The organism is Acidovorax sp. NPDC077693 (genome assembly GCF_044542805.1).
Lineage (GTDB): Bacteria > Pseudomonadota > Gammaproteobacteria > Burkholderiales > Burkholderiaceae_C > Acidovorax.
On record NZ_JBITVD010000001.1, the window covers coordinates 437,148 to 451,183 of the forward strand.

Annotated in this window: 11 protein-coding genes; 3 read left to right on the forward strand and 8 right to left on the reverse strand. The window is 67.2% G+C overall.

The features are described 5' to 3' along the window. The first annotated feature begins 48 nt into the window (after window positions 1-48). On the forward strand, window positions 49-777 hold the full coding sequence (locus tag ACIGHN_RS02000) for a haloacid dehalogenase type II (RefSeq protein WP_396503048.1): 729 nt from the start codon (window positions 49-51) through the stop codon (window positions 775-777). 34 nt (window positions 778-811) lie between these two features. Here ACIGHN_RS02000 and ACIGHN_RS02005 read toward each other — a convergent pair whose 3' ends face one another. From ACIGHN_RS02005 to ACIGHN_RS02015, 3 genes are all read right to left on the reverse strand, one after another. Continuing rightward, window positions 812-1,894, reverse strand: a complete 1,083-nt coding sequence (locus tag ACIGHN_RS02005) for an adenylate/guanylate cyclase domain-containing protein (RefSeq protein WP_056415770.1) — start codon at window positions 1,892-1,894, stop codon at window positions 812-814. 256 nt (window positions 1,895-2,150) lie between these two features. Continuing rightward, window positions 2,151-2,939, reverse strand: a complete 789-nt coding sequence (locus tag ACIGHN_RS02010; protein ID WP_396503049.1) for a metallophosphoesterase family protein — start codon at window positions 2,937-2,939, stop codon at window positions 2,151-2,153. A gap of 73 nt (window positions 2,940-3,012) precedes the next feature. Continuing rightward, the gene (locus tag ACIGHN_RS02015) at window positions 3,013-4,143 is read right to left on the reverse strand and encodes a diacylglycerol/lipid kinase family protein (protein WP_396503050.1); all 1,131 of its coding nucleotides are present in this window, start codon (window positions 4,141-4,143) and stop codon (window positions 3,013-3,015) included. 293 nt (window positions 4,144-4,436) lie between these two features. Between ACIGHN_RS02015 and ACIGHN_RS02020 the strand changes: the two genes are divergently transcribed. Next, on the forward strand, window positions 4,437-5,276 hold the full coding sequence (locus ACIGHN_RS02020; protein WP_396503051.1) for a phosphatase PAP2 family protein: 840 nt from the start codon (window positions 4,437-4,439) through the stop codon (window positions 5,274-5,276). 64 nt (window positions 5,277-5,340) lie between these two features. Here ACIGHN_RS02020 and urtE read toward each other — a convergent pair whose 3' ends face one another. The 5 genes from urtE to urtA all read right to left on the reverse strand — a co-directional run bounded on the left by urtE (window position 5,341) and on the right by urtA (window position 12,167). Then, window positions 5,341-6,033, reverse strand: a complete 693-nt coding sequence (gene urtE, locus ACIGHN_RS02025; RefSeq protein WP_396503052.1) for an urea ABC transporter ATP-binding subunit UrtE — start codon at window positions 6,031-6,033, stop codon at window positions 5,341-5,343. A gap of 1,109 nt (window positions 6,034-7,142) precedes the next feature. Further along, a complete protein-coding gene (gene urtD / locus ACIGHN_RS02030) occupies window positions 7,143-8,018 on the reverse strand; it encodes an urea ABC transporter ATP-binding protein UrtD (RefSeq protein WP_056161466.1) in 876 nt (291 codons plus the stop codon). Beyond that, window positions 8,015-9,154, reverse strand: a complete 1,140-nt coding sequence (urtC, locus tag ACIGHN_RS02035; RefSeq protein ID WP_056415759.1) for an urea ABC transporter permease subunit UrtC — start codon at window positions 9,152-9,154, stop codon at window positions 8,015-8,017. The genes urtD and urtC overlap by 4 nt, the downstream gene beginning before the upstream one ends. A gap of 7 nt (window positions 9,155-9,161) precedes the next feature. Next, the gene (urtB, locus tag ACIGHN_RS02040; protein ID WP_396503053.1) at window positions 9,162-10,742 is read right to left on the reverse strand and encodes an urea ABC transporter permease subunit UrtB; all 1,581 of its coding nucleotides are present in this window, start codon (window positions 10,740-10,742) and stop codon (window positions 9,162-9,164) included. A 153-nt stretch (window positions 10,743-10,895) separates the two neighbouring features. Beyond that, window positions 10,896-12,167, reverse strand: a complete 1,272-nt coding sequence (urtA, locus tag ACIGHN_RS02045) for an urea ABC transporter substrate-binding protein (RefSeq protein ID WP_056161460.1) — start codon at window positions 12,165-12,167, stop codon at window positions 10,896-10,898. 504 nt (window positions 12,168-12,671) lie between these two features. On the opposite strand from urtA, the gene ACIGHN_RS02050 reads away from it, so the two are divergent. Beyond that, window positions 12,672-13,976, forward strand: coding sequence for a UDP-N-acetylglucosamine 1-carboxyvinyltransferase (locus ACIGHN_RS02050; protein ID WP_396503054.1), 1,305 nt, complete (start codon window positions 12,672-12,674; stop codon window positions 13,974-13,976). The last annotated feature ends 60 nt before the right edge of the window (window positions 13,977-14,036 follow it).

The following is a 14,036-nucleotide window of genomic DNA, read 5'->3' on the forward strand; positions in this document are numbered from 1 at the left end:
CTGCCGGCAAGTTCATCACGACGCCCCACCCTGAACGAAAGACCTTCCATGACATCCACTCCAGGAACCGCCGACAGCATTGCCTCCACCGTCAAGGTACTGGCCTTCGACATCTTCGGCACGGTGGTGGACTGGCACGGCAGCATCGTGCGCGAGATGCAGGCGCTGTACCCCGCGGTGGACGGCGATGCGTTCGCTCTGGCCTGGCGCGCGGGCTACCAGCCGGCCATGGCCCGGGTGATGCGGGGCGAGCAGGGCTGGACGCTGATCGACGACCTGCACCGCAGCATCCTCGACGAGATCCTGCCGCGCTTTGGCCTTGCGCATCTGTCCGAAGTGGAGCGCCGCCACCTCAACCGGGTGTGGCACCGGCTGGATGCCTGGCCCGACAGCGTGGAGGGCCTCAAGCGGCTCAAGACGCGCTTCATCATCACCACGCTGTCCAACGGCAACATCGGCCTGTTGACCCACATGGCCAAACGCGCCGGCCTGCCCTGGGACTGCGTGCTGAGTGCCGAGGTGTTCCGCGCCTACAAGCCCGACCCGGCCACCTACCTGGGTGTGGCGCGGGTGTTCGACGCCGCGCCGTCGCAGGTGGCGCTGGTGGCCACGCACCACGACGACCTGGCCGCCGCGCGCGGCTGCGGCCTGCGCACGGCCTACATCGAGCGTCCGCACGAACTGGGCGCGGCCCGCCCCAAAGACGGCGCGCCGCAGCCCGGCAACGACCTGCACGCCACCGACCTCATCGACCTGGCGCGGATGCTGGGCTGCTGAGCCGGCGAGAGCGCGGCCGCGGCCCGGTTGCGGGTCAGTGCACTACCAGCAGCTGCACGAACATCTGCACCTTGGCATGGCATTCGTCGCTGATGGAGGTGAACTCCAGCCCCGCCACCCACTCGTCGCCCTCCTGCTTGACGGTGATGACCCGGGCGTACACGTCGGCCACGCGGTAGTCCACCAGCGGCAGCTCGAACTCGAGCTTGATTTCGCTGTGCGCCTCCAGCGGCTCGATCAACTCCACCAGCAGACCGTGGTAGCCGATGTCGCGGATGGCGCCGTGCACGATGTGGGGCACGACGATCTTGTCCTGCATGCGCTGGCACAGGCACGGCAGGCGCGCATCCACCCGGTGGCTGCGGCGAAACTCCTGGCGTGGCACCTTGAGCTTGTGCGACGGGATCGCGATCAGCTCGCGCAGGCTGACCGGCTGCGTGCGGCCCTTGACGTGCACCTGCATCGGCGCCGACGCCGACACCAGGCCCCAGCAGCGCTGGTAGGTGGTGTCGCTGATGAGCACCTGGCCGCGCAGGCTCAGCGCCTCGATGCGCGATGCCAGGTTGACCGCCTCGCCGATCACGGTGTATTCGGAATACACGTCGGAGCCGAAGCGGCCGGCCATCACCGTGCCGGTGTTCACGCCGATGCCGAGGAAGACCTCCGGCAGACGCTCGCGCAGGTGGGCGAGGTTCAGCTCGCGCATGGCGATCTGCATCTCCACCGCGCACAGCAGCGCGCGGTCCACATCGTCATCGTTGGCCACCGGCGCGCCGAAGAGCACCATGATGGAGTCGCCCATGAACTTGTCGATGCTGCCCCGGTACTTGAACACCACCTCGCTCAGGCGCGACAGGCAGCGATTGAGCGCCGCGATGACCACCGCCGCTGGCTGCGACCCCGACAGCGCGGTGAAGCCGCGCAGGTCGGCCAACAAGATGGTGACCTCGCGCGGCGCGGCCTCCACGCCTTCGGTGGCGGCGCCCTGCGGCGACTCGGTGCCGCGCAAGATGGCGGCGACCTCGGCCTGCGCGGCGTCGCTCAGTGGCGTGCCTGTTTCGCGTTCGATCAGCGCCTGCAGGCGGCGCAGCGCATCGTGGTTGAATTCTTTGTGCATGAAAAGCCGTGAAGCAGCAAGTACCGCAGGCCGCCTGCAACCCTCCGTCGCACGGTCAACCCACCTGCCAGCCAGAATAGGCGCGGGCCCGGGGGCGGTCAACCCGGTGAAACCTGTCCGGGCATATCCGCCACAGCGCTGGCAACGCCAGAATCTTGTTGATTTTGATGCCTGCCGCTTGCTGGCAAAGCGCCACCAGCTACGAAAAACATAGCATTCGCAATACCGACCTGCCGGGCCATCGCCTGGTGCCCGGTCAGGTCGCGCTGACCCGCAGCACGCGCTGGAACTCGCCCGACGCCGCGTCGTAGTCCCACCGGGCCGCGTAGCGCGCCCAGCCACCCGCCACCTCGCCAGAGACCTCCACCGTCAGCACGACCAGGCTGTTCGGACAGCCGTGGCGCAACCGGTGGGATACGGCCGTGCCGGCGTGGCTGGCCCAGAGGCCGGGCATGGGGTTGAGGAGCGCTGGCTGGTGGGCATGGCCCGACAGGAGCATCTGCGCGCCGGCAGATCTCCAGCGCTGAAGTGCCTCGTGCGCGCGCGAGGGGCGGTGGGCCCGGTCGGCCGCGTCGCGCGCCACCAGCGGGTGGTGGCTGGCCACGATGCGCCAGGCGTCCGGCGGTGCGCGGGCCAGCAGGTCGGCCACATGCTGGATCTGCGCCGACGACAGGCTGCCGCGCTCGTGCCGCCAGGCGCGCGTGGTGTTCACCCCCACCACGTAGAAGGCGCCGGACTGCCGCACCGGCTCGTAGTCCATGCCGAACTGGGTGGAAAAACGCTCGTACGACCGGCCCCAGCGCATCCACCACGCAAACAGCGGCAGGTCGTGGTTGCCCGCCAGCACCAGCGTGCTGCGCGCGTGCAGGCCCTGCACAAACCGCGACGCCTGCTCGAACTGGGTGGCCGTGGCCCTCTGCGTGAGGTCGCCCGACACCACGGCCATCGACACTCCCAAACGCTGCGCCAGGCGCAGTGCCGCATCGCACACCGCCGGGTCGTGCGCACCGAAATGCAGGTCCGACAGGTGCATCAGGACCGTCATCGTCGCATCCTGGCCCAGGCGGTTGGGGGTGCGGGTGGGGCCGCAGTGCGGCGCCCGGGGTTCTTTCTCATCCTCATGCGGGCTGCAGGCCTTGGCCTTCGGGGTCGGGTGCGGGGTCGGAGGCGGGGGCATCACCGCCGTCGGCGATGCCCGGCACGATCGCCGCCGCCACGGCCGCGAGCCCCGCCACGGCGGAGGCGGCCGTCAGCGGCGGCTCGTCGCGCACCAGCGGCGACGGCGCCACCAGCCACAGCGGCCGGGCGCTGATGCTGAACTGCAGCGGCGGCGCCATCCATTCGCGCTCGCCGTCGAACGCCACCTTGACCTGGGGCGGGCGCCAGCTGGCGGGTGACACCGCCAGCTCGGAGCACGCCAGGCTGACCACCGCACTGTCCTTGCCCAACTGTCCGGTGGCCGCGTTCCATACCGTGCGCGCCACGGCCCAGCGGCCCTGGGGCTGCAGCATCACCACGCCCAGCATGCCGCCGTCGGCCACCAGCTTGGCTTCGGCCAGGCCCATGCGGTCGAGCTGCAGGGGGTTGTTGCCCACAAACAGGGTGGTGACCAGATGCTCTTGCTGGCTGGACTGCGCCCCCTGGTGGGTTTTCATCACCACGCGCCAGCGGCGGCCGGCCGAGGGGCGGAACATGCTCCACACGGCGGACGCCACCGCCACCATGCGCGACCGGCCGAATCGGCGCGACGCCTTTTCGCGCTCTGCCAGCAGCTTGGGGTACAGGCCCACGCTGGCGTTGACCAGGAACAGGCGCTGGTTCACAAAGCCCACCTGTACCGGGCGCATGTCGCCAGAGTCCAGGGCCTTGAGGAGATCCTGCACCGCCACTTCCGGGTCCAGCGCCAGGCCGTGCTCGCGGGCAAAGTAGTTGAAGGTGCCCATGGGCAGCACACCCATCGGCACGCCAGCGCGCAAGGCGGCTGCGGCCACGGCGTTGATCGTGCCGTCGCCGCCGGCGGCCACCACCAGCCCACCATCCTGGCGGGCCGCCTCGGCCGCGTCGTGCGCCAGTTGGACGATATCGGCCCGCTCACGCGGCACATGCCACACCACATCGTGGCTCTGCAGTGCGCTCACCCCTTCGAGCTTGGCCCGCAGCAGGTCGAAGTCCGCCCCCGGGCGCTTGGGCACCACCAGGTGGATGGGGCCACGCGGCGTGGTGGGTATGGAGCTTTCGGAGGGTGTCATGGGCCAATGTGCAAATCAAAAGGTGGCGGCAGAACATGCAAGGACCGGTGCCTCTGCCCCAGGACGCTTTTCTGCCATGGAGCGATGGTGCCCAGGCTGCCTCAGGAACGCAGCCGGTAGCAATGCCTTCGCCATGTCAGTGCTCGCCGACAGCAACGCGGGGCATCCGCACAGGCAGTATGGGCGCGCTGCCATACACCCACGCTCACATGGGCTGCTGCACAGTCCTGTACAAATGCCCGCTTTGCGCCGCCGCGGCCGCCTTGGCAAACACGGAAAGGAAGACCACTTTCATGACAGAACTGCATGCAGCCAACCTGGGCGCCCTGCTGGCGCAACACCCGCTCGGCTGGTGGGCCGCAGGCATGGCTCTGGCGTCGTTGGCGGGCTGGGGCTGCCTGTGCGGCCTGCGCACCCTGCGGCGGGCCGGCCCGCCGCTGCGCCAGTGGGTACCCGCACAGGCGCGCTGGGTGATGGTGGCGGCCATGGCGGCGAGTGCGGGCGTGCTGGTGGCAACCGGTGCGGTGATGGCAGAACTGGCCGAAAGCGGCCACCCGGGCGGCACGTGGGGCGCGCTGGACGACGCACTGGCCGCAGGCCTGCAGGCGCATGCCGATGTGGCGGTGCTTCAGTGGTTTGCCACCGTGACCCACCTGGGCGACAGCTGGGCGCTGGCCGCGCTCACGGTGCTGGTCACCGCGCTGCTGTGGTGTCGCGGGCACCGACTGCTGGCCACCGGCTGGCTGGTCGCCATGGCCGGCAATGGCGCGCTGACGCGCATCCTCAAAAGCCTGTTCGAGCGCGTGCGGCCCGAGCACGTGCACGGTATCGCACAGGCCGACGGCTACAGCTTTCCCAGCGGGCACAGCAGCGCGTCGATGATGGCGTACGCCATGCTCGCCTACCTGGCCACGCGCCTGCTCCCGCGCCCCTGGCACCTGCCCGCAGCCCTGCTGGCCGGCGCTGCGGTCTTCACCACCGGCTGGAGCCGCGTGGTGCTGCAGGTGCACTACGCCAGCGACGTGCTCGCAGGCTGGCTGCTGGCCGGCACATGGATGGTGTGCACCGTGCTCGTCATGGAGAGCGTGTCGCGCTGGCGCGGCGCGGCGACCCCAGCCACCGAGCAGGCCTGACGGACGCTTCAGGGCCAGCTCGGCACCTGTCCCGCTCCACGCAGGCCGGGCATGGTGCGCGTTTTCAGATCGCGACGAGGTTGCGGATGCCCTTGGCTTCCATCTCGCTGCCAGGCCCGCGGGCGATGACTTCGCCGCGCTCCATCACGAGGTATTCGTCGGCCAGTTCCTGCGCGAAGTCGTAGTACTGCTCGCACAGCAGGATGGCCATCTCGCCCTTGTCGGCCAGCATGCGGATCACGCGGCCGATGTCCTTGATGATGCTCGGCTGGATGCCTTCGGTGGGCTCGTCCAGGATGAGCAGGCGCGGGCCGGGTGCGAGGGCCCGGGCGATGGCGAGCTGCTGCTGTTGACCGCCCGAGAGGTCGCCACCGCGGCGGTGGAGCATCTGCTTGAGCACCGGGAAGAGGTCGTACAGATGCGGTGGCACTGGGGTGGAGCCGCTCTTGTAAGCCAGGCCCATGCGCAGGTTTTCCTCGACGGTGAGGCGCCCGAAGATCTCGCGCCCCTGGGGCACGAAGCCGATGCCCGCTCGGGCCCGGTCATACGGCGTGGTCTTGTCGATGGGCTGGCCATCGAAGGTGATGGAGCCGCTTTTGATGGGGACCAGGCCCATGAGGCTTTTGAGCAGCGTGGTCTTGCCGACGCCGTTGCGGCCGAGGAGCACGGTGACTTTGCCGGGGGCAGCGGTGAGGCTCACGTCGCGCAGGATGTGGGAGCCGCCGTAGTACTGGTTGATGTTTTGGACGGTGAGCATTTTTGGTGAGCCTGGTTGGTGTCTAGCGCTCGGTCATCGGGCGCGATTAGCTATGTTTTTTATAGCGTGTGGGGTGCAGGAGTTTTGAGTGGCTGCGTTGGATGGCAGGGATTGAGCTTGTTGAAGTCTCGGTGCCATCAGAACCGTTCGGGTTGAGCTTGCCGAAACCTTGCCCTTCCGTAACCCCCATCCGTTCGGGTTGAGCTTGTCGAAACCGGGGCGCTGCTCGCGAGCTCGCTGATGGGGCGGCGTGCCTGTGTTGAGGGCGGGAGCCGGGGTGTGCGCCCGGCGGCGCAGTAACTTTCTTTCGCGTCGCCGAAAGAAAGTCACCAAAGAAAGGGCGACCCCAAGTCTGCGACCCCTTCGCGTTGCGAAGGGGCAAACCTGCGTCGGGGCGGTTGCGGGGTGCGCCGCAGAACTCACTGCGCGCTGCGCGCTCCGTTCAAACAACTGCGGCGAGTCAGTGCACGAAGCATGCGCGCTCCGACGCGCATGCCACCCCGCAACCGCCCCGCCGCAGGCGCAGCCACAGGGGGTGGGCAGCCGAACAGCCAAACAGCCGCACGGGCCATTGCTTCGCTCGGCCTGGCGGTCGCGGCGCGAAGCGCCCGCGCGTTCGGGGCCGAGCGCAGCGATGGCCCGTGTGGATGTTGGGTCCCCCATCCCTTCAGGATGCGCCGAGGAGCGCAGGGCGTGGGGTGAGCGTGTGCCGAAGGACACACGCATCGTGAACTGACTCGCTGCGGTTGTCTGAGCGGAGCGCGCAGCGCGCAGCGAGTTCCGCAGCGCACCCCACGACCGAGCACCGCAGGTTGCCCGCAGCGAAGCGAAGGGACGCAGGCTGTAGGGTCGCCTTTTCTTTGGTGACTTTCTTTTGGCGAAGCAAAAGAAAGTTACTCGCACGCCGGGCGACTCCCGGCCTCCGCCCTCAACAAAGGCATGCGGTCCACCAGCGAGCCTGCGAGCGCACCCAGGTTTCGACAAGCTCAACCCGAACGGACAGGGAAAGCTGTGCCCAGGCTTCGACAAGCTCAGCCCGAACGGTCGGTGACGCACAACGCCCCCACCCATACGCACCGCAGCCAAAGAGCAAGAGCCCGAACACACCATCACCGCCCCAGATAAACCTCGATCACCCGCTCATCCGCCTGCACCTGGTCCAGCGTCCCCTGCGCCAACACAGCCCCATCGCACAACACCGTCACGATCTCAGAAATCGTGCGGATGAACGACATGTCGTGCTCCACCACCATCAGCGAGTGCTTGCCCTTCAAGGTCAAAAACAACTCCGCAGTCCGCGCCGTCTCGTCGTCCGTCATCCCGGCCACCGGCTCGTCGAGCAGCAACAGCTTCGGGTCCTGCATCAGCAGCATCCCGATCTCCAGCCATTGCTTTTGCCCGTGGCTCAGGTTGCCAGCCAGACGTGTCACGCTCCCCGCCAGGTGAATGGTGTGCAACACCTCGGCCAGGCGATCCGATTGCGCGGAGTCCAGCCGAAAGAACATGCTCGATGCCACGCCCTTGTGGGTCTTCAAGGCCAGTTCCAGGTTCTCGAACACCGTGAGCTGCTCGAACACCGTGGGCTTCTGGAACTTGCGGCCTATCCCCAGGCTCGCGATCTCCGGCTCGTTGTGGCGCAACAGGTCGATGGTCGAGCCGAAGTACACCGTGCCGCTGTCCGGCCGGGTCTTGCCGGTGATGATGTCCATCATCGTCGTCTTTCCCGCACCGTTGGGGCCGATGATGCAGCGCAGCTCGCCGGGCGCGATATCCAGGCTCAGGTTGTTGATGGCCTTGAAGCCGTCGAAGCTCACGTTCACGTCTTCCAGGTACAGGATGCGGCCGTGGGCCACATCCACCTCGCCGGGCGTGGCCACGCGCGAGAAGCCTGCCGCGCGGCCACCGGACTCGGTCTGGCCTGGCACGACCGGCGCCTGCCGGGCAGCGATGCGCTGCGCGCCCTCTTCCATCAGATCGGGCGTCATGGCGCGGCTCCTTCGCGGGTCTTGTTGTCGTGGCGCTTGTTCTTCAGTTTCTTGACCAGTCCCACCACACCATCGGGCAGGAACAGCGTGACCGCAATGAACAACGCGCCCAGGAAGTACAGCCAGAACTCCGGCGCCGTGACGGTGAGCCAGCTCTTGGCGCCGTTGACGATGAAGGCGCCGACGATGGGGCCGATCAGCGTCGCGCGGCCACCCACCGCGGCCCACACCGCAATCTCGATGGAGTTGGCGGCGCTCATCTCGCCGGGGTTGATGATGCCGACCTGGGGCACATACAGCGCACCGGCCACGCCGCACATCATGGCGCTGATGGTCCAGATGGTGAGCTTGTAGGGCAGCGGTGAGTAGCCCGAGAACATGACGCGCGTCTCTGCGTCGCGCACGGCCTGCAGCACGCGGCCGAACTTGCTGCGCACCAGCCAGCGTGCCAGCAAAAAGAACACCAAGAGCGTGACGCCCGTCATCACGAACAGCAGCATGCGCATGTTCTGCGTGGCAATGGGCTGGCCCAGGATGCGCTTGAAGTCGGTAAACCCGTTGTTGCCGCCAAAGCCCGTCTCGTTGCGAAAGAACAGCAGCATGGCCGCATACGTCATGGCCTGCGTGATGATCGAGAAGTAAACGCCCTTGATGCGCGAGCGGAAGGCGAAGTAGCCGAACACGAAGGCGATGGCACCGGGCACCGCGACGACAAGGATCAGCGTGGCGACGAAGCTGTCGGACAGCATCCAGTGCCAGGGCAACTCCTTCCAGTCGAGGAACACCATGAAGTCAGGCAGGTCGCTTTGGTAGTTGCCGTCGCGGCCGATCTGGCGCATGAGGTACATGCCCATCACGTAGCCGCCCAAGGCGAAGAACAGGCCATGGCCCAGGCTCAGGATGCCGGTGTAGCCCCAGATCAGGTCCATGGCCAGCGCGCAGATGGCGTAGCACATGATCTTGCCGAGCAGCGCCACGGCGTAGTCGGACAGGTGCAGCGGGCTGCCGGCAGGCACCCACAGGTTGAGCACGGGGGCCACGGCGCACACCACGATGAGCGCCACGAAGAAGGCCGACCAGCCGCTGCGCGTGAGCAGTGGTGCGGGTGCGGGGAGTTGGATAGCAGGGGTATTCATAACAGTCTCAATCCGCCGTACGGCCCTTCACCGCGAAGATGCCCTGCGGCCGCTTCTGTATGAAGATGATGATGAACACCAGCACGGCGATCTTGGCCAGCACGGCGCCCGTCCAGCCTTCCAGGAACTTGTTGAGCACACCCAGGCCCAGCGCTGCGTACACGGTGCCGGCCAGCTGGCCCACGCCGCCGAGCACCACCACCATGAACGAGTCGACGATGTAGCCCTGGCCCAGGTCCGGTCCCACGTTGCCCACCTGGCTGAGCGCGCAGCCCGCCAGACCCGCAATGCCCGAGCCCAGCGCGAAGGCGTAGGTATCGACACGCGCCGTGTTCACGCCCATGCACGAAGCGATGGGCCGGTTTTGCGTGACGCCGCGCACGAACAACCCCAGGCGCGTCTTGCTGATCAGAAAGGCCACGCCGCCCAGCACCGCCAGCGCAAAGGCCACGATGATCACGCGGTTCCAGGGCAGTTGCAGGTTCTCCATGAGCTGCACGCCGCCGCTCATCCACGAGGGGTTTTCCACGCCCACGTTCTGCGCGCCGAACACGGTGCGCACCAGTTGCTGCAGCATCAAGCTGATGCCCCAGGTGGCCAGCAAGGTCTCGAGCGGCCGGCCGTACAGAAAGCGGATCACCCCGCGCTCGAGCACCGCACCCATCAGGGCCGACGCCATGAAGGCAGCGGGCACGGCGGCGACCAGGTACCAGTCGAACGCGCCCGGAAAATACTTCTGGAAGATGCCCTGCATCACATACGTGGCGTACGCGCCGATCATCATCAGCTCGCCATGGGCCATGTTGATCACGCCCATGAGGCCGTAGGTGATGGCCAGGCCCAGCGCCACCAGCAGCAGGATGGAGCCCAGGCTGATGCCTGTGAACATCGCTGCCAGTCGCTCGCCCCATTGCAGGCTGTCCTCCACCGTCTTGAGTGCGGCCTGCAAGGCGGCCTTGACCTTGGGGTCTTCTTCGCTGCGCAGCTGCTCGAGCAGCACGGTGCGGGTGGCAGGGTTGCCGCTGGCGGCCAGGTGCTGCGCGGCTTCGAGGCGCTTGGCGGCGTCGCTGCTGCCCAGCAGCATGCGCGCGCGGATGTTGGTGAGAAGCGCTTTGAGGCCGGCGTCCTGCTCGGCGGCCAGGGCCTTTTCGATCAGCGGCAGGCGGGCCTCGTCGGTCTCTTCGCGCAGCGCATCGATGGCTTTGCGGCGCTGGGCCACGTCGGTGGACATGAGCTGCAGCGAGGCCAGCGCCGTGTCGAACTCGCCGCGCATGCGGTTGTTGTTGACGATGTCTTCGGCATCGTCGGGCACGGGCACCTCGGCGCCCGTCACGGGGTCCAGCCCCTTGCCATCCTTGACGACGATGGCCTTGTCGCCCGCGATCTTGACCGCATCGTCGCCCATGGCACGGATGAAGGCCACGGTGGCGTCGTCCGGTGTGGCGATGGCGGCCTGCAGCGCGGCGATCCGCTCATCGGTATCGCCCGCCGCCATGGCCCGCGCAGCCTCGGCCGTGAGCGCGTGCGCCTGCACCGCTGTGCACAACAGCAGGCAGGCGATCAGGCGAGAAAAGAGGGAAGAGAGCATGACGGAAGCTGTGTGAAAAAGCAGTGGGCCGCAGAACCCGCGCGATCTGAATGCGACGGCCGCCGCGCAAGGGCCGCCCCGCCGCGCTGGCGGCGTCCCCCTCCCACGCGCAGCGTGAGAGAGGGGGAAGCGGCGTAGCCGCTCAGGGGGAGATCACATCTTCGTTTTGCCGTCCGGCTCGTCCTTCTTCTTGTCGTTGCCTTCGATGTAAGGAGACCATGGCTTGGCCTTGACCGGGCCGGGCGTCTTCCACACCACGTTGAACTGGCCGTCGGCCTTGATCTCGCCGATGAACACGCTCTTGTGCAGGTGGTGGTTCTTCTCGTCCATCTTGCTGACGATGCCCGACGGTGCCTTGAAGGTCTGGCCGGCCATCGCGGCGATCACCTTGTCCACATCGGTGCTCTTGGCCTTCTCGACAGCCTGCTTCCACATGTTGATGCCGATGTAGGTGGCTTCCATCGGGTCGTTGGTCAGTGGCTTGTCCTTGTGGCCAGCGATGTTCTTGGCCTTGGCGTAGTCGGCCCACTTCTTCATGAAGGCCGTGTTTTCAGGGCTCTTGATGGACTGGAAGTAGTTCCAGGCAGCCAGGTGGCCCACCAGCGGCTTGGTGTCCACGCCGCGCAGTTCTTCCTCGCCCACGGAGAAGGCGACGACGGGTACGTCCTTGGCCTTCAGGCCTGCGTTGCCCAGTTCCTTGTAGAAGGGCACGTTGGAGTCGCCGTTGATGGTGGAGACCACGGCCGTCTTGCCGCCCTGGCTGAACTTCTTGATGTCGGCGACGATGGTCTGGTAGTCCGAATGACCGAAGGGGGTGTACTTCTCGTCGATGTCGGAATCCTTCACGCCCTTGGACTTGAGGTAGGCGCGCAGGATCTTGTTGGTGGTGCGGGGGTACACATAGTCGGTGCCCAGCAGCACCCAGCGCTTGGCGCTGCCGCCGTCCTTGCTCATCAGGTAGTCGACCGCAGGAATGGCCTGCTGGTTGGGCGCGGCGCCGGTGTAGAACACGTTCTTGGACAGCTCCTCACCCTCGTACTGCACGGGGTAGAACAGCAGGCCGTTCATTTCCTCGACCACGGGCAGCACCGACTTGCGGCTCACGCTGGTCCAGCAGCCGAAGATCACCGAGACCTTGTCCTGGCCCAGCAGCTGCTTGGTCTTTTCGGCGAACAGGGGCCAGTTGGAGGCCGGGTCCACCACCACGGGTTCGAGCTTCTTGCCCAGCACGCCGCCCTTGGCGTTGATTTCGTCGATGGCCATCAGCACGGTGTCCTTGAGCACCGTTTCCGAGATGGCCATGGTGCCCGACAGGCTGTGCAGGATGCCGACCTTGATGGTCTCCTGCGCATGGGCTGGCAGTGCAGACAGGCCAGCGAGCGTAGCGACGGCCGCAAGGGCCTTGAGGGAATAACGACGTTGCATGTGTGCTTCTCCAGTAGAGGGGTTCAAACCGCTTCGCCCGATGGCGCCTGGCTGGGCGCATGGATCGGTCGATGGAATGGATTCTGGAGACAGCCCCCCGGATCGGAAATACGCCGGGTGGCGTATGCGGCCACGTGCTCTCCGAACCTTCCACACCGCTCGGGCTGAGCTTGTAAAAGCCGTGCGCCGCGCTTCGACCAGCTCAGCGTGAACGGATGGGGTGGGGTTAAGGATCGGGCTGGCCCGGGGGCGTAGCAGGGGCCAGGCGCCAACGTCTCATCCGGAATATGAGCGGCACAGCAAACTACCATGAGGCCGCCAGCGCAATGCCCATCTCAAAATCAGCTACTAAATTGATAGCTACTGCACCACACGAGGTCGCGCGAACCGGCAGGCAGTTAGAGTATCGACCTCGCGCGCCGCCGGGCGGGTGTCCGCGCAGTGCGCGACCCGCCGGCGCTGCTGCCCCGCCCTGCCCCCTCTTCTTCCTTGCGCTGTCCACCCATGTCCAACCTCGTCGTTCACGGCGGCACCCCCCTCCAGGGCCGCATCCACCCATCGGCCAACAAGAACGCCGTGCTGCCGGTGCTGTGCGCCACGCTGCTCACCAACGAGCCGCTGCGGCTGCTGCGCGTGCCCGACATCACCGACGTGCGCAAGATCCTGGACATCTTCCGCACGCTGGGCAGCGATGTGCGCATGGACCACGACACCGGCACGCTGGACCTGCACCACCATGCCACCGTGTTCGACGCGGCGCAGCACCGGCTGCCGGAGGAGATGCGCTCGTCCATCATGCTGGTGCCGCCGCTGCTGGCGCGCTTTGGCGTCGCGCGGCTGGAGGACAACGTGAAGGGCTGCACGCTGGGCGTGCGCGAGATCGACCCGCACGTGGAAGTGTTCCGCCGCTTCGGCGGCACGGTGGAGCGTGCCGAGGGCTCGCTGCTGGTGCGCAATGCCCATGGGCGGCTGCAGGCCACGCAGCACTGGCTGGACTACGCCTCCGTCACCACCACCGAGAACTTCGTGCTGTGCGCGGCCACGGCCGACGGCACCTCGGTGCTGACCAATGCGGCGTCGGAGCCGCATGTGCAGGAGTTCTGCCGCTTCATGACCCTGATCGGCGTGCGCATCGAGGGCATGGGCACTTCGCGCCTCACGGTGCACGGCGGCACGCAGCTGCGCGGCGGGGAGTTCCGCTTCGACGAGGACTTCCACGAGATCACAACGTTCCTGGCGCTGGGCGCCATCACCGGCGGCGACGTGATCGTGCGCAACAGCGCGCCCGAGAACTTTCCGCTCATCGACCGCACCTTCGCCAAGTTCGGCGTCACCATCACGCACGAAGACGGCTGGTCGCGCGCCCATTGCGACGGCCCGCTCAAGGTGCAGACGCCGTTCACGAGCAATGTGCTGACCAAGGTGGAGGCCGCGCCCTGGCCGTACTTTCCGGTGGACCTGCTGCCCATCTTCATCGCGCTGGGTGTGCGGGCCGAGGGCAATGCGCTGTTCTGGAACAAGGTCTACGACGGGGCCCTGGGCTGGGCGGGCGAGCTGTCCAAGTTCGGCGCGCACGTGTTCCAGTCCGACCCGCACCGGCTGGTGACCTTCGGCGGCAACCCGCTGACGCCCGCGGTGGTGGAGAGCCCCTACATCATCCGCGTGGCGATTGCGCTCTTCATGGTGGCGGCCAGCACGCCGGGCCGCTCGGAGATCCGCAACGCCACGCCGATCCGCCGCGCGCACCCGCGCTTCGTGGAGAACCTGCGCAGCCTGGGCGTGCAGGTGGAGTGGACCAGCGAGGAATAGGCGGACGGACCCTGGCGGGCAGGTTCCACGGGGGGCGACAGGTTCTGCAGGTGCCCGCAG